This is a genomic window from Citrobacter sp. LST-B2 (assembly GCF_057983045.1).
Genome location: NZ_CP192598.1, coordinates 5,051,129 through 5,066,056 on the forward strand (window position 1 = coordinate 5,051,129; position 14,928 = coordinate 5,066,056).

Annotated in this window: 14 protein-coding genes; 12 read left to right on the top strand and 2 right to left on the bottom strand. The window is 52.6% G+C overall.

The window, feature by feature from the left end; translation table 11 throughout:
* Positions 1-21 precede the first annotated feature (21 nt).
* Entirely contained in the window at positions 22-1,890 is a 1,869-nt protein-coding gene (kup, locus tag ACQ0PY_RS24290; RefSeq protein ID WP_109739686.1) for a low affinity potassium transporter Kup, read from the bottom strand.
* Between the two features lie 219 nt (positions 1,891-2,109).
* Between kup and ravA the strand changes: the two genes are divergently transcribed.
* Positions 2,110-3,606: an ATPase RavA gene (gene ravA, locus ACQ0PY_RS24295; RefSeq protein ID WP_042998761.1), complete on the top strand. Its 1,497-nt coding sequence runs from the start codon at positions 2,110-2,112 to the stop codon at positions 3,604-3,606.
* Entirely contained in the window at positions 3,600-5,051 is a 1,452-nt protein-coding gene (viaA, locus tag ACQ0PY_RS24300) for an ATPase RavA stimulator ViaA (protein ID WP_109739687.1), read from the top strand. Before ravA ends, viaA begins: the two co-directional genes overlap by 7 nt.
* Before the next feature lie 2 nt (positions 5,052-5,053).
* On the opposite strand, the gene asnA is transcribed toward viaA, so the two are convergent.
* Positions 5,054-6,046 carry an aspartate--ammonia ligase gene (gene asnA / locus ACQ0PY_RS24305; RefSeq protein ID WP_044268167.1) on the bottom strand — a complete coding sequence of 331 codons (993 nt, stop codon included), beginning with the start codon at positions 6,044-6,046 and terminating at the stop codon, positions 5,054-5,056.
* A gap of 150 nt (positions 6,047-6,196) precedes the next feature.
* On the opposite strand from asnA, the gene asnC reads away from it, so the two are divergent.
* From asnC to atpA, 10 genes are all read left to right on the top strand, one after another.
* Positions 6,197-6,655 carry a transcriptional regulator AsnC gene (asnC, locus tag ACQ0PY_RS24310; RefSeq protein WP_042323573.1) on the top strand — a complete coding sequence of 153 codons (459 nt, stop codon included), beginning with the start codon at positions 6,197-6,199 and terminating at the stop codon, positions 6,653-6,655.
* 88 nt (positions 6,656-6,743) lie between these two features.
* Positions 6,744-7,187: an FMN-binding protein MioC gene (gene mioC / locus ACQ0PY_RS24315; protein WP_042998758.1), complete on the top strand. Its 444-nt coding sequence runs from the start codon at positions 6,744-6,746 to the stop codon at positions 7,185-7,187.
* Between the two features lie 379 nt (positions 7,188-7,566).
* Positions 7,567-9,456 carry a tRNA uridine-5-carboxymethylaminomethyl(34) synthesis enzyme MnmG gene (mnmG, locus tag ACQ0PY_RS24320; protein ID WP_109739688.1) on the top strand — a complete coding sequence of 630 codons (1,890 nt, stop codon included), beginning with the start codon at positions 7,567-7,569 and terminating at the stop codon, positions 9,454-9,456.
* Positions 9,457-9,520: 64 nt separating this feature from the next.
* On the top strand, positions 9,521-10,144 hold the full coding sequence (gene rsmG, locus ACQ0PY_RS24325) for a 16S rRNA (guanine(527)-N(7))-methyltransferase RsmG (RefSeq protein ID WP_042998756.1): 624 nt from the start codon (positions 9,521-9,523) through the stop codon (positions 10,142-10,144).
* Between the two features lie 616 nt (positions 10,145-10,760).
* Complete coding sequence (gene atpI / locus ACQ0PY_RS24330; protein ID WP_042323565.1) at positions 10,761-11,141, top strand: F0F1 ATP synthase subunit I; 381 nt, start codon at positions 10,761-10,763, stop codon at positions 11,139-11,141.
* An 8-nt stretch (positions 11,142-11,149) separates the two neighbouring features.
* On the top strand, positions 11,150-11,965 hold the full coding sequence (gene atpB, locus ACQ0PY_RS24335; protein ID WP_042998755.1) for a F0F1 ATP synthase subunit A: 816 nt from the start codon (positions 11,150-11,152) through the stop codon (positions 11,963-11,965).
* A gap of 46 nt (positions 11,966-12,011) precedes the next feature.
* Complete coding sequence (gene atpE, locus ACQ0PY_RS24340; protein ID WP_000429386.1) at positions 12,012-12,251, top strand: F0F1 ATP synthase subunit C; 240 nt, start codon at positions 12,012-12,014, stop codon at positions 12,249-12,251.
* A gap of 59 nt (positions 12,252-12,310) precedes the next feature.
* A complete protein-coding gene (atpF, locus tag ACQ0PY_RS24345) occupies positions 12,311-12,781 on the top strand; it encodes a F0F1 ATP synthase subunit B (RefSeq protein ID WP_003827022.1) in 471 nt (156 codons plus the stop codon).
* Between the two features lie 14 nt (positions 12,782-12,795).
* Complete coding sequence (gene atpH / locus ACQ0PY_RS24350; RefSeq protein ID WP_042998754.1) at positions 12,796-13,329, top strand: F0F1 ATP synthase subunit delta; 534 nt, start codon at positions 12,796-12,798, stop codon at positions 13,327-13,329.
* Between the two features lie 12 nt (positions 13,330-13,341).
* Entirely contained in the window at positions 13,342-14,883 is a 1,542-nt protein-coding gene (gene atpA, locus ACQ0PY_RS24355) for a F0F1 ATP synthase subunit alpha (RefSeq protein WP_042998753.1), read from the top strand.
* Positions 14,884-14,928: the final 45 nt, after the last annotated feature.

Below are 14,928 nucleotides of genomic sequence, written 5' to 3' on the forward strand. Positions count from 1 at the left end.
CTGCCCGGCTGGATGAGCACGTTAAATCTCGACCTGTGTCCCCAGTTCAATCACGCGGTTAGGCGGGATCTCAAACTGGTCAGGCGCGCGCAGCGCGTTACGCTGGAGAAGCAGATACAGCTTGCCACGCAGACGCAAATACCAGGGGCGTTTGCCGACGATTAACGACTCGTGCGACATAAAGAACGACGTTTCCATCATCCGGCAACTCAACCCTTCCAGACCACAGCGATGGAAGACTTCTTCAACATTCGGCGTTTCACGCCAGCCATAGCTGGCAACGACGCGCCAGAAGGTTGGCGACAGCTGTTCAATCTGCACACGACGGACGTTATGCACGTACGGCGCATCTTCAGTCCGCAGCGTCAGCAGGATCACTCGCTCATGCAATACCTTGTTGTGCTTGAGATTGTGCATCAGAGCAAAGGGGATCACATTCAGCGCGCGAGACATATATACCGCAGTTCCCGGTACGCGTACCGGCGGGGATTTCTCCAGCGAGGCAATCATCGCTTCCAGAGAATTACCGTGCTCGTGCATACGACGCAGCAGGCGGAAACGTTCGCTCTTCCAGGTGGTCATGATGGTGAACATCACCAGACCCAGCGATAACGGTAACCAACCACCAGACAGCAGTTTGTCGAGGTTTGCCGAGAACAACGGAATATCAATACACAGGAACGCGACGAGAATCAGCGCTACGAAATACTTATTCCAGTGCCAGTTTTTACGCGCCACGGTGGTTGAGAGAATCGAGGTCAGCACCATCGTGCCGGTCACGGCAATCCCATACGCCGCCGCCAGGTTACTGGAGTGTTCGAAGCTGACAATCACAATGACCACTGCGATATAAAGCATCCAGTTGACGAACGGAATGTAGATCTGCCCGGACTCCATTTCTGACGTATGAATGATACGCATGGGCGACAGATATCCCAGGCGAACCGCCTGACGCGTCAGCGAAAAGACGCCTGAAATCACCGCCTGAGAGGCGATCACCGTCGCCAGCGCCGCAATGATCAGCAGCGGAATCAACGCCCAGTCCGGCGCCAACAAGAAGAACGGGTTTTTAATCGCTTCCGGATACTTTAACAGCAGCGCGCCCTGACCAAAGTAGTTGAGCACCAGCGAAGGCAGTACCACGGTGAACCACGCCAGACGGATGGGGAACTTACCAAAGTGCCCCATATCGGCATACAGCGCTTCGACACCGGTAATCGACAGAACCACCGCGCCAAGCGCAACAAAGGAGACGGTTTTATATTCCAGAAAGAAATGCACCGCCCACATCGGGTTCAACGCCTGCAGCACTTCGGGGTTGGCAATAATGCTGCGCAGGCCAAGCACGGCCAGAATCAAAAACCAGGCCAGCATGATAGGCGCAAATAATTTCCCCACCATCCCGGTACCGTGCTTCTGAATCATAAACAGCAGCGTCAGGACGATTATCGACAGCGGGACAATCCAGGTATCCAACTGTGGCGCAACGATCTCCAGACCCTCAATGGCCGACATCACCGAGATGGCCGGGGTGATCACCACCTCACCATAAAAGAAGCTGCCGCCGATTAAGCCCATGATGACCAGCATAGAGGTCGTTCGCGCGGAGGTATTACGCCCCGCCAGCGACATCAGCGTCAGGATCCCCCCTTCACCAGCGTTATCAGCACGCATGACGAAAGTCAGATACTTAATCGAAACAACAAAGATGAGTAGCCAGAAAATCAGCGACAAAAAACCAAAAACGGCATCGCGTTCAACGCCAAAACCAAACTGACCGGACAAACATTCACGAAGTGTATAAAGTGGGCTGGTACCAATATCACCGTAGACAACCCCAATGGCTGCGAGGGTAATCGCAGACAATGATTGCTTATTATCAGTGCTCATAGACTAGTCTTTCATATATAAAGAAATGTGTGCGTAGTCCCTTGGCCCACAAAAAGCGCACAGTATGCACGATTCCAAGCAAAATCGTACCCCTAAATGAGACCAGATTAACCTGGCTCAAAGAAAAATAAACAGCCTCCCGAACAAGTTCAGCCTGTGAACCGAAACGTCTATACTCGCTGTTAACGCAGTACATTTATGAAAGGACGCCACTCTATTATGGCTCACCCACATTTATTAGCGGAAAGAATTTCCCGCCTGAGCAGCGCGCTGGAAAAAGGTCTCTATGAGCGCAGTCACGCCATTCGGCTTTGCCTGCTGGCCGCCCTGAGCGGCGAAAGCGTTTTCTTACTTGGCCCTCCAGGGATCGCCAAAAGCCTGATTGCCCGTCGGCTGAAATTTGCCTTCCAGAATGCGCGGGCGTTTGAATATCTGATGACGCGTTTTTCCACGCCGGAAGAGGTTTTTGGCCCACTCTCTATTCAGGCGCTTAAAGATGAAGGTCGTTACGAACGCTTAACCGCCGGTTATCTTCCCGAAGCGGAAATCGTCTTTCTTGATGAAATCTGGAAAGCGGGTCCGGCAATCCTCAATACCCTGCTGACTGCAATTAACGAACGTCACTTTCGCAACGGCGCGCACGAAGAAAAAATCCCTATGCGCCTGCTGGTGGCCGCCTCCAACGAACTACCGGAAGCAGACAGCAGTCTGGAAGCGCTGTACGACCGTATGCTGATCCGTCTGTGGCTGGACAAAGTGCAGGACAAAGCTAACTTTCGCTCCTTACTGGTAAGCCAACAGGACGAAAGCGAAAACCCGGTTCCCGCCTCACTACAGGTGAGCGATGAAGAGTATTACCGCTGGCAGAAAGACATTGGCGCAATTACGCTGCCCGATCATGTTTTTGAGCTGATTTTTACGCTGCGCCAGCAGTTGGATAATCTGCCGAATGCGCCTTACGTCTCAGACCGTCGCTGGAAAAAAGCGATTCGTCTGTTACAGGCCAGCGCCTTCTTTAGCGGGCGTGACGCCGTTGCCCCTATCGATCTCATTCTGCTAAAGGACTGCCTGTGGTACGACGCCCAGAGCCTGAACCTGATGCAGCAACAGCTCGAAATATTGATGACCGGACACGCCTGGCAACAGCAAACCATGCTGACACGCCTCGGCGGTATCGTCCAGCAACGCATTCAGTTACAGCAGCAACAAAGCGATAAAACCGCGTTTACCGTGCTGCGTCAGGGTGGCATGTTCAGCCGTCGTCCGCATTACGATTTGCCCGCTGAGGTCACTGCGACAACTCTGACACTACTTCTGCAAAAACCATTGAAATTGCATGATATGGAAGTGATCCACATCGCTTTTGATCGCAGCGCGCTGGAGCAATGGCTGGCGAAAGGGGGCGAGATCCGCGGTAAACTTAACGGGATCGGGTTTGCTCAGACGCTGAATATGGAAGTCGATAGCGCCCAGCATCTGGTTGTGCGCGATGTGAGTCTACAGGGCACGCGCCTGGCGCTTCCTGGTTCGTCGGAAGAAGCCATGCCCGGCGAAATCAAGCAGCAGCTGGAGGCGCTGGAAAACGACTGGCGCCAGCAGCATACCCGCTTTAGCGAACAGCAAAAGTGCCTGTTTATTCATAGCGACTGGTTAGGTCGTATTGAGGCCAGCCTTCAGGATGTCGGTGAGCAGATCCGTCAGGCGCAACAATGCTGACACTGGATACACTCAATGTCATGTTAGCCGTCAGTGAAGAGGGGATGATCGAAGAGATGATCCTCGCGCTGCTGGCCTCGCCACAGCTGGCGGTCTTTTTTGAAAAATTTCCCCGTCTGAAAGCGGCAATCACGGACGATCTGCCGCGCTGGCGCGAAGCGCTTCGTCGGCGGCTTAAAGATGCACGCGTACCGCCTGAGCTGACGGAAGAGGTGATGTGCTACCAGCAGAGCCAACTTCTCTCTACCGCGCAGTTCATCGTCCAGCTTCCGCAAATATTGACGCTATTACACCGGCTGCACTCGCCGTATGCCGAACAGGCGCAGCAACTGGTGGACAGCAACACGATATTCACCCCCGCTCTGCATACGCTCTTTTTACAGCGTTGGCGCTTAAGTCTGGTGGTGCAGACCACGACACTGAATCAGCAATTGCTTGAAGAAGAGCGTGAACAGTTACTGAGTGAAGTTCAGGAACGAATGACCCTGAGCGGGCAACTGGATCCGGTTCTGGCAGAAAACGAAACCGCCGCAGGCCGCCTGTGGGATATGAGCGCCGGTCAGCTCAGACGCGGTGATTATCAACTGATCGTTAAGTACGGTGATTTTCTGCGCGAACAGCCGGAGTTGATGCGACTGGCAGAGCAACTGGGGCGTTCCAGAGAAGCCAAATCCGTTCCGCGAAAAGATGCGCCGATGGAGACCTTTCGCACGATGGTGCGCGAGCCCGCCACGGTGCCTGAGCAGGTTGATGGTATTCAGCAAAGTGACGATATTCTGCGTCTGTTGCCACCGGAACTGGCCACGCTCGGCATAACAGAACTGGAATATGAGTTCTACCGGCGGCTGGTGGAAAAACAACTGCTCACTTATCGTCTGCACGGTGAAGCCTGGCGCGAGAAGGTCACTGAACGACCGGTGATTCATCAGGATTTCGATGAACAGCCGCGCGGGCCGTTCATTGTGTGCGTTGACACCTCCGGCTCAATGGGGGGCTTTAATGAACAGTGCGCAAAGGCCTTTTGCCTGGCCCTGATGCGCATTGCCCTTGCCGATAACCGTCGTTGCTTCATCATGCTATTTTCCACCGAAGTGGTGCGCTATGAGCTTTCCGGCCAACAAGGCATTGAGCAGGCTATCCGCTTTCTGAGCCAACGCTTTCGCGGCGGTACGGATATCGCCAGCTGTTTTCGCGCCATTATTGAACGCATGCAGGGACGAGAGTGGTTTGATGCCGATGCGGTGGTGATTTCAGATTTTATCGCCCAGCGGTTGCCTGACGAAGTGGTGAGTAAAGTCGGAGAGCTGCAACGGGTTCATCAACATCGCTTTCACGCGGTGGCGATGTCAGCACATGGCAAACCCGGCATCATGCGCATTTTCGATCATATCTGGCGCTTTGATACCGGGATGCGAAGCCGCCTGCTCAGACGCTGGCGGCGATAAGATTACAGCAGCGAAGCTACGCTTTCACGGACCTGTGCAGGCCATACGCCGCACTGAACCTGACCAATGTGCGGCAGTTGCAGCAGCAGCATGGTTAAGCGCGACTGACCAATGCCGCCGCCGATAGTCTGCGGCATTTCACCGCGCAGCAGCGCCTGGTGCCATTCCAGACTCAGACGATCTTCATCACCGGTAAGCTTAAGCTGATGTTTCAGCGCGTCGGCATCGACACGGATGCCCATGGAAGAGAGTTCAAACGCATCTTCCAGCACCGGGTTCCAGACCAGAATATCGCCGTTCAGACCGGCATACCCCAACTCGGATGCGGAACTCCAGTCATCATAGTCCGGCGCACGAACGTCATGGCGGTGGCCATCGCTGAGCTTACCGCCGATCCCCACCAGGAAGACCGCGCCTAACTCTTTGGCGATCGCACGTTCACGACCTTTTGCATCAAGACCCGGATAACGGCTCAGTAATTCCTGGCTGTGAACAAAGTGGATCTGCTCTGGCAGGAACGGTGCCAGACCAAATTCTTTGCTTACCGCTGCTTCGGTCGCTTTAATTCCCGCCCAGATAGCCTCTACCGTGCTTTTCAGAGTGGAGAACTGACGCTCACCGTCGCCCATCACGCGTTCCCAGTCCCACTGATCGACATACACTGAGTGGAGCGGGGAGAGACGATCTTCATCCGGGCGCAGGGCTTTCATGTGCGTGTAGAGCCCTTCGCCAGCGCTGAAGTCGTGTTGTCCCAGTGTTTGACGCTTCCACTTCGCCAGCGAATGAACCACTTCGAACTGGGCATCTGGCAGCGCTTTCACTTTCACCTGCACCGCTTTTTCACAGCCCGACAAGTTATCCTGCGTGCCATCCCCTACACGGCTGAGGATCGGTGCCTGGACTTCAATCAGACCCAGACGCTCCTCCAGTTGACGAGAGAAGTGAGATTTCACGAAGCTAATTTGGCGTTGTTTGGCAATGTAAGCGGTTTTCATTTTTTTACTCCTGCGTCCTGTTGCCTATGATTAAGCAACAAAATGGGGGTGATATTCAATAATCAACAAATAAAAAGCCGCATTCAATTTTGATTCATTAAAATTAACCGCTAAAATAGAGTGAATCATTAATACACATAAGAAAAAACTATGGAAAATTATCAGATCGACAATCTGGACCGCGGCATTCTTGATGCCTTAATGGAAAATGCCCGTACCGCCTACGCCGAACTGGCAAAACAGTTTGGCGTCAGTCCGGGGACCATTCACGTGCGTGTGGAGAAAATGAAACAGGCGGGGATCATCACCGGTGCGCGCATTGACGTCAGCCCGAAGCAACTCGGTTATGACGTCGGCTGCTTTATCGGCATCATTCTCAAAAGCGCCAAGGACTATCCTTCGGCATTGGCCAGACTGGAAAGCCTGGATGAAGTCACTGAGGCGTACTACACCACCGGCCACTACAGCATCTTTATTAAGGTCATGTGCCGGTCGATCGATGCGCTCCAGCATGTACTTATCAACAAGATCCAAACAATTGATGAAATTCAGTCCACCGAGACACTGATCGTCCTGCAAAACCCGATTATGCGTACCATCAAGCCGTGATCGCCTTTTTTAATCCCACATTTTTCCACAGGTAGATCCCAGCTCACTCACAGCGTACAATAGCCCTTCTTTAACAGGATGGGCTCGTATGGCTGACATAACTCTTATTAGCGGCAGCACCCTCGGCGGCGCTGAATATGTTGCAGAACACCTGGCTGAAAAGCTGGAAGATGCCGGTTTTTCTACTGAAACCCTGCACGGCCCGCTGTTAGAGGATCTTTCTGCCTCCGGGATCTGGTTGGTCATTAGCTCCACGCACGGTGCGGGAGACATTCCGGATAACCTTGTTCCTTTATATGAAGATCTTCAATCGCAAAAACCAGATCTGTCGCAGGTTCGTTTCGGCGCGATCGGTATAGGCAGTCGCGAGTATGACACCTTCTGTGGCGCTATCGAGAAGATCGAAGCTGAACTGAAGCATTCCGGAGCCAGACAGATCGGCGAAACGCTGAAGATCAATATCCTTGAACACGATATTCCGGAAGATCCGGCAGAAGCCTGGCTGGGATCCTGGATTAATTTACTCAAATAAGTGTAAAGATCGTGCGATCGTGTGTGGATAACTCTGTCAGGAACCTTGGATCAACCAGTAGTTATCCAAAGAATAACCATTGTTCAGTTTTTGAGTTGTGTATAACCCTTCATTCTGATCCCAGCTTATACGGACCAGGATCACCGATCATTCACAGCTAATGATCCTTACCAAAGTATTGATCTTAATACAGGGATCCGCCTTATCCACAGCCAATGGCGATCCTAATAAGAGATCACAATAGAACAGATCTCTAAATAAAAAGATCTTCTTTTTAATAGCCAGGATCCCGGGGTCTTTCTCAAGCCGACAAAGTTGAGTAGAATCCACCGCCCGGGCTTCAATCCATTTTCACACCGCGTTATGCGAGGCAATTACCATGTTTTATCCGGATCCTTTTGACGTCATCATCATTGGCGGGGGTCATGCAGGCACTGAGGCCGCGATGGCCGCAGCGCGTATGGGTCAACAAACCCTGCTTTTGACACACAATATCGACACGCTGGGGCAGATGAGCTGCAACCCGGCGATTGGCGGTATTGGGAAGGGACACCTGGTAAAAGAAGTGGATGCGCTCGGCGGGCTGATGGCACAAGCAATCGACCAGGCAGGTATCCAGTTTAGGATACTAAACGCGAGCAAAGGACCGGCGGTTCGCGCTACCCGTGCTCAGGCGGATCGTGTGCTGTACCGTCAGGCGGTGCGTACCGCGCTGGAGAACCAACCCAACCTGATGATCTTCCAGCAGGCGGTTGAAGATCTGATTGTTGAAAACGATCGTGTCGTTGGCGCTGTGACCCAGATGGGGCTAAAATTCCGCGCCAAAGCGGTAGTGTTAACCGTTGGAACTTTCCTTGACGGCAAAATTCATATTGGTCTGGATAATTACAGCGGTGGCCGTGCTGGCGATCCGCCATCCATTCCGCTCTCTCGCCGTCTGCGCGAACTGCCGCTGCGCGTAAGCCGTCTTAAAACCGGCACCCCGCCGCGTATCGATGCACGCACGATTAATTTCAGCGTGCTGGCGCAGCAGCATGGCGACAACCCAATGCCGGTCTTCTCGTTCATGGGCAATGCTGCCCAGCACCCACAACAGGTGCCGTGCTATATCACGCATACCAACGAGAAAACCCATGACGTGATCCGTAATAACCTCGATCGTAGCCCGATGTATGCAGGCGTGATCGAAGGGATCGGGCCACGTTACTGCCCGTCGATCGAAGATAAAGTGATGCGCTTTGCCGATCGTAACCAGCACCAGATCTTCCTGGAGCCGGAAGGGCTTACCTCAAATGAAATTTACCCGAACGGGATCTCCACCAGCCTGCCTTTCGACGTGCAGATGCAGATTGTCCGCTCAATGGAAGGGATGGAGAACGCGAAAATCGTCCGTCCGGGTTATGCCATTGAGTATGATTTTTTCGACCCGCGCGACCTGAAACCGACGCTGGAAAGCAAATTTATCCAGGGCCTGTTCTTCGCCGGACAAATTAACGGTACCACCGGCTACGAAGAGGCTGCTGCCCAGGGCCTGCTTGCAGGGCTCAATGCCGCGCGTCTGTCCGCAGACAAAGAGGGGTGGGCACCGGCACGTTCTCAGGCCTATCTCGGCGTACTGGTTGACGACCTGTGCACGCTGGGCACCAAAGAACCGTACCGCATGTTTACCTCGCGTGCCGAATACCGTCTGATGCTGCGCGAAGACAACGCCGATCTGCGTCTGACCGAAATGGGGCGTGAACTGGGGCTGGTGGATGACGTGCGTTGGGCTCGCTTCAACGAGAAGCTGGAGAACATCGAACGCGAACGCCAGCGCCTGAAATCTACCTGGGTGACGCCTGCGGCGGAATCGGCCAACGAAGTGAATGCTCACCTTACTGCGCCGCTGTCTCGTGAAGCCAGTGGTGAAGATCTGCTGCGTCGTCCGGAAATGACCTATGCACAGCTCACGAGGCTGACGCCGTTTGCCCCCGCACTGGAAGACGCGCAGGCTGCTGAGCAGGTTGAAATCCAGGTGAAGTACGAAGGTTATATCGCTCGTCAGCAGGATGAGATTGAAAAACAGCTGCGCAATGAAAACACGCTGCTGCCTGCCACGCTGGATTACCGCCAGGTATCTGGCCTGTCGAACGAAGTGATTGCCAAGCTAAACGATCACAAGCCGGTTTCGATCGGCCAGGCATCGCGCATCTCTGGCGTCACGCCTGCCGCTATCTCCATTCTGCTGGTGTGGCTGAAAAAACAGGGTATGCTGCGCCGCAGCGCTTAATGTGTTGAACGTTGCCCGGTGGCGCATTGCTTACCGGGCAAATTAGTTAAAACAGGTAATCACCGTGCTCAACAAACTCTCACGCCTGCTGGCAGACGCCGGCATTTCGCTTACTGATCACCAGAAAAATCAGCTGATTGCGTATGTTGAAATGCTGCACAAATGGAACAAAGCGTACAACCTGACCTCTGTGCGGGATCCCAACGAGATGCTGGTTCGTCACATTCTCGACAGTATTATCGTGGCACCGCATTTGCAGGGTGAGCGTTTTATTGATGTCGGAACTGGACCGGGGTTGCCGGGCATTCCGTTGTCCATTGTGCGTCCGCAAGCGCATTTCACCCTGCTCGACAGTCTGGGTAAACGCGTGCGTTTCCTGCGTCAGGTCCAGCATGAGCTGAAGCTGGCTAACATCACGCCAGTGCAAAGTCGTGTGGAAGAATTTCCCGCAGAGCCACCGTTTGATGGCGTGATCAGCCGGGCGTTCGCTTCACTCAATGACATGGTGAGCTGGTGTCACCACCTTCCGGGCGAGAAGGGCTGTTTTTATGCGCTGAAAGGCCAGCTACCGGAAGACGAAATAGCGTCGCTTCCTCCTGCGTTTTGTGTTGAATCGGTAGTTAAACTGCAGGTTCCGCATCTGGAAGGTGAGCGCCATCTGGTGGTGATTAAGCCAAACAAAATTTAATATTTATCAAAAAAAATAGAGAAAAATCGGTCTTTTTATTGTTAAAACACTGAGACATTTTTGCCGATATAAGTCGTCACACTTAACGCCACATTTACTGTCTATTATCAACAGGGCAACGTGGCTTTTTTGGCTAAAGACAAAATTAGTCAACACTGAAAATATCAGGCTGCTAAAAATCCAGGCGTAGAATCACTCTCGAGTGTTGAATTTTTATTAAAAATGTCAATGGTTGGTTTTTGAGATGTAATCGGTCGTTTTTAAAAGAGTGAGTGATTTTAGGCTTAAATATCAGAAAGTTGAAAAGGCATCATTTGCCAAGTAAATAAATACCGTCGGGGCGAATATGCTCAATATGTGATCTGAAGCACGCTTTAACACCAGTGTTTACGCGCTATTTGCAGTTTTGCATGATCGTTCACAGTTTGGCTAAAAGTCATAAATGTGGGCCAGGGAAAAATATTTAAACATTTATTCACCTTTTAGCTACTTATTGTTTGAAATCACGAGGGCGCACCGTATAATTTGACCGCTTTTTGATGCTTGACTCTAAGCCTCAAAGAACGTTTTATACGACACGCGGCATACCTCGAAGGGAGCAGGAGTTAAAAACGTGATGTCTGTGTCGCTCTTGAGTCGAAACGTTGCTCGTAAGCTTCTGTTCATTCAGTTTCTGGCGGTAGTAGCAAGTGGATTGCTGTTCAGCCTCAAAGACCTCTTCTGGGGCACTTCCGCAATATGCGGAGGTATGGCAGTCTTTCTGCCTAACGTGTTGTTTATGATATTTGCCTGGCGTCACCAGGCGCATACACCTGCTAAAGGCCGAGTGGCCTGGACGTTCGCCTTCGGCGAAGCCTTCAAGGTGTTAGCGATGCTGATTTTGCTGGTGGTGGCGCTGGCGGTTTTCAAGGCGGTATTTTTGCCGCTGATCGTTACGTGGGTTTTGGTGCTGGTGGTTCAGATACTGGCGCCGGCTGTAATTAACAACAAAGGGTAAAAGGCATCATGGCTTCAGAAAATATGACGCCGCAGGATTACATAGGACACCATCTGAACAACCTTCAGTTGGACCTGCGTACATTCTCGCTGGTGGATCCGCATAACCCCCCAGCCACCTTCTGGACGCTCAATATTGACTCCATGTTTTTCTCGGTGGTGCTGGGTCTGTTGTTCCTGGCTTTGTTCCGCAGCGTGGCCAAAAAGGCGACCAGCGGCGTACCAGGCAAGTTTCAGACCGCGATTGAGCTGATAATCGGCTTTGTGCATGGTAGCGTGAAAGACATGTACCATGGCAAAAGCAAGCTGATTGCACCACTGGCCCTGACGATCTTCGTCTGGGTATTCCTGATGAACCTGATGGACTTACTGCCAATCGACTTGCTGCCGTACATCGGCGAGCATATCTTCGGTCTGCCTGCACTGCGCGTGGTTCCGTCTGCTGACGTGAACGTTACCCTGTCCATGGCGCTCGGCGTATTTATCCTCATTCTGTTCTACAGCATCAAAATGAAAGGCATCGGTGGCTTCGCGAAAGAGTTGACGCTGCAGCCGTTCAATCACTGGGCGTTCATCCCTGTCAACTTAATCCTTGAAGGGGTAAGTCTGCTGTCTAAACCGGTTTCTCTCGGTCTGCGACTGTTCGGCAACATGTATGCCGGTGAGCTGATTTTCATTCTGATTGCTGGTCTGTTGCCGTGGTGGTCACAGTGGATCCTGAATGTGCCGTGGGCCATTTTCCACATCCTGATTATTACGCTGCAAGCCTTCATCTTCATGGTTCTGACGATCGTCTATCTGTCGATGGCGTCTGAAGAGCATTAATTTACCAACACTACTACGTTTTAACTGAAACAAACTGGAGACTGTCATGGAAAACCTGAATATGGATCTGCTGTACATGGCTGCCGCTGTGATGATGGGTCTGGCGGCAATCGGTGCTGCGATCGGTATCGGCATCCTCGGGGGTAAATTCCTGGAAGGCGCAGCGCGTCAACCTGATCTGATTCCTCTGCTGCGTACTCAGTTCTTTATCGTTATGGGTCTGGTGGATGCTATCCCGATGATCGCTGTAGGTCTGGGTCTGTACGTGATGTTCGCTGTCGCGTAGTAAGCGTTGCTTGAATTAAGAGCAATATCAGAACGTTAACTAGATAGAGGCATTGTGCTGTGAATCTTAACGCAACAATCCTCGGCCAGGCCATCGCGTTTGTCCTGTTTGTTCTGTTCTGCATGAAGTATGTATGGCCGCCGTTAATGGCTGCCATCGAGAAGCGTCAAAAAGAAATTGCTGACGGTCTTGCTTCTGCTGAACGCGCACACAAGGATCTTGACCTTGCAAAGGCCAGCGCGACCGACCAGCTGAAAAAAGCGAAGGCGGAAGCTCAGGTAATCATCGAGCAGGCGAACAAACGTCGCGCTCAGATCCTGGACGAAGCCAAAACGGAAGCAGAACAGGAACGTACTAAAATCGTGGCCCAGGCGCAGGCGGAAATTGATGCCGAGCGTAAACGTGCCCGTGAAGAGCTGCGTAAGCAAGTTGCTATCCTGGCTGTTGCTGGCGCCGAGAAGATCATCGAACGTTCCGTGGATGAAGCTGCTAACAGCGACATCGTGGATAAACTTGTCGCTGAACTGTAAGGAGGGAGGGGCTGATGTCTGAATTTGTTACGGTAGCTCGCCCCTACGCCAAAGCAGCTTTTGACTTTGCCGTCGAACACCAAAGTGTAGAGCGCTGGCAGGACATGCTGGCGTTTGCCGCCGAGGTGACTAAGAACGAACAAATGGCAGAGCTTCTCTCTGGCGCGCTGGCGCCGGAAACGCTCGCCGGGTCGTTTATCGCAGTTTGCGGTGAGCAACTGGACGAAAACGGTCAGAACCTGATTAAGGTGATGGCTGAGAATAACCGTCTGAACGCGCTCCCGGATGTTCTTGAGCAGTTTATTCACCTGCGTGCCGCGAGTGAGTCTATCTCTGAGGTAGAAGTCACTTCCGCGAACGAACTGAGTGAAGAACAGCTTGCGAAGATTAGCGCTGCGATGGAAAAACGTCTGTCACGCAAAGTTAAGCTGAATTGCAAAATCGATAAGTCTGTAATGGCGGGCGTAATCATCCGTGCGGGTGATATGGTCATTGATGGCAGCGTTCGCGGCCGTCTTGAACGTCTTGCAGACGTCTTGCAGTCTTAAGGGGACTGGAGCATGCAACTGAATTCCACCGAAATCAGCGAACTGATCAAGCAGCGCATTGCTCAGTTCAATGTTGTGAGTGAAGCTCACAACGAAGGTACTATTGTTTCTGTAAGTGACGGTGTTATCCGCATTCACGGCCTGGCCGATTGTATGCAGGGTGAGATGATTTCCCTGCCGGGTAACCGTTACGCTATCGCACTGAACCTGGAGCGCGACTCCGTAGGTGCAGTGGTGATGGGTCCATACGCTGACCTCGCCGAAGGTATGAAGGTTAAGTGTACGGGTCGTATTCTGGAAGTTCCGGTTGGCCGTGGTCTGCTGGGCCGTGTGGTTAACACACTGGGTTCTCCGATTGACGGTAAAGGTCCGGTTGATAACGATGGCTTCTCGCCAATCGAAGTTATCGCACCAGGCGTAATCGAACGTCAGTCCGTCGATCAGCCGGTGCAGACTGGTTATAAATCCGTTGATGCCATGATCCCAATCGGTCGTGGTCAGCGTGAATTGATCATCGGTGACCGTCAGACCGGTAAAACCGCGATGGCAATCGATGCCATCATCAACCAGCGTGATTCCGGCATTAAATGTGTGTACGTGGCTATCGGCCAGAAAGCGTCCACCATTTCTAACGTGGTTCGTAAACTGGAAGAACACGGCGCCCTGTCTAACACCATCGTTGTGGTAGCGACCGCGTCTGAATCTGCCGCACTGCAATACCTGGCGCCGTATGCCGGTTGCGCAATGGGCGAATACTTCCGTGATCGCGGTGAAGATGCGCTGATCGTTTATGATGACCTGTCTAAACAGGCTGTTGCTTACCGTCAGGTTTCCCTGCTGCTCCGTCGTCCGCCAGGACGTGAAGCATTCCCGGGCGACGTGTTCTACCTCCACTCCCGTCTGCTGGAGCGCGCATCCCGCGTTAACGCGGAATACGTTGAGAACTTCACCAAGGGTGAAGTGAAAGGTAAAACCGGCTCCCTGACCGCTCTGCCGATTATCGAAACCCAGGCGGGTGACGTTTCTGCGTTCGTTCCGACCAACGTAATTTCTATTACCGATGGTCAGATCTTCCTGGAAACTAACCTGTTCAACTCCGGTATTCGTCCGGCGGTTAACCCGGGTATCTCCGTATCTCGTGTAGGTGGTGCTGCTCAGACCAAGATTATCAAGAAACTGTCCGGTGGTATCCGTACCGCGCTGGCACAGTATCGTGAACTGGCTGCGTTCTCTCAGTTCGCATCCGATCTGGACGAAGCAACCCGTAAACAGCTGAGCCACGGTCAGAAAGTGACCGAGCTGCTGAAGCAGAAACAGTATGCCCCTATGTCTGTAGCACAACAGGGTGTGGTTCTGTTCGCGGCTGAACGCGGTTACCTCGAAGATGTGGAACTGGCGAAAATCGGTAGCTTCGAAGCCGCTCTGCTGGCTTATGTCGACCGTGACCATGCTCCGCTGATGCAAGAAATCAACCAGACTGGTAACTATAACGACGAAATCGAAGGCAAGCTGAAAGCTATCCTCGATTCCTTCAAAGCAACCCAGTCCTGGTAACGTCTGGCGGCTTGTCTTAGGACAGGCCGCAAGGCATTGAGGAGA

What these genes read in the sequence shown, in the direction of transcription:
- mnmG (WP_109739688.1), top strand. Translation starts at nt 7,567, where the DNA reads ATGTTTTATCCGGATCCTTTTGACGTCATCATCATTGGCGGGGGTCAT.
- asnC (WP_042323573.1), top strand. Translation starts at nt 6,197, where the DNA reads ATGGAAAATTATCAGATCGACAATCTGGACCGCGGCATTCTTGATGCC.
- kup (WP_109739686.1), bottom strand. Translation starts at nt 1,890, where the DNA reads ATGAGCACTGATAATAAGCAATCATTGTCTGCGATTACCCTCGCAGCC.
- atpI (WP_042323565.1), top strand. Translation starts at nt 10,761, where the DNA reads ATGTCTGTGTCGCTCTTGAGTCGAAACGTTGCTCGTAAGCTTCTGTTC.
- ravA (WP_042998761.1), top strand. Translation starts at nt 2,110, where the DNA reads ATGGCTCACCCACATTTATTAGCGGAAAGAATTTCCCGCCTGAGCAGC.
- atpB (WP_042998755.1), top strand. Translation starts at nt 11,150, where the DNA reads ATGGCTTCAGAAAATATGACGCCGCAGGATTACATAGGACACCATCTG.
- viaA (WP_109739687.1), top strand. Translation starts at nt 3,600, where the DNA reads ATGCTGACACTGGATACACTCAATGTCATGTTAGCCGTCAGTGAAGAG.
- mioC (WP_042998758.1), top strand. Translation starts at nt 6,744, where the DNA reads ATGGCTGACATAACTCTTATTAGCGGCAGCACCCTCGGCGGCGCTGAA.
- asnA (WP_044268167.1), bottom strand. Translation starts at nt 6,046, where the DNA reads ATGAAAACCGCTTACATTGCCAAACAACGCCAAATTAGCTTCGTGAAA.
- atpE (WP_000429386.1), top strand. Translation starts at nt 12,012, where the DNA reads ATGGAAAACCTGAATATGGATCTGCTGTACATGGCTGCCGCTGTGATG.
- atpA (WP_042998753.1), top strand. Translation starts at nt 13,342, where the DNA reads ATGCAACTGAATTCCACCGAAATCAGCGAACTGATCAAGCAGCGCATT.
- atpH (WP_042998754.1), top strand. Translation starts at nt 12,796, where the DNA reads ATGTCTGAATTTGTTACGGTAGCTCGCCCCTACGCCAAAGCAGCTTTT.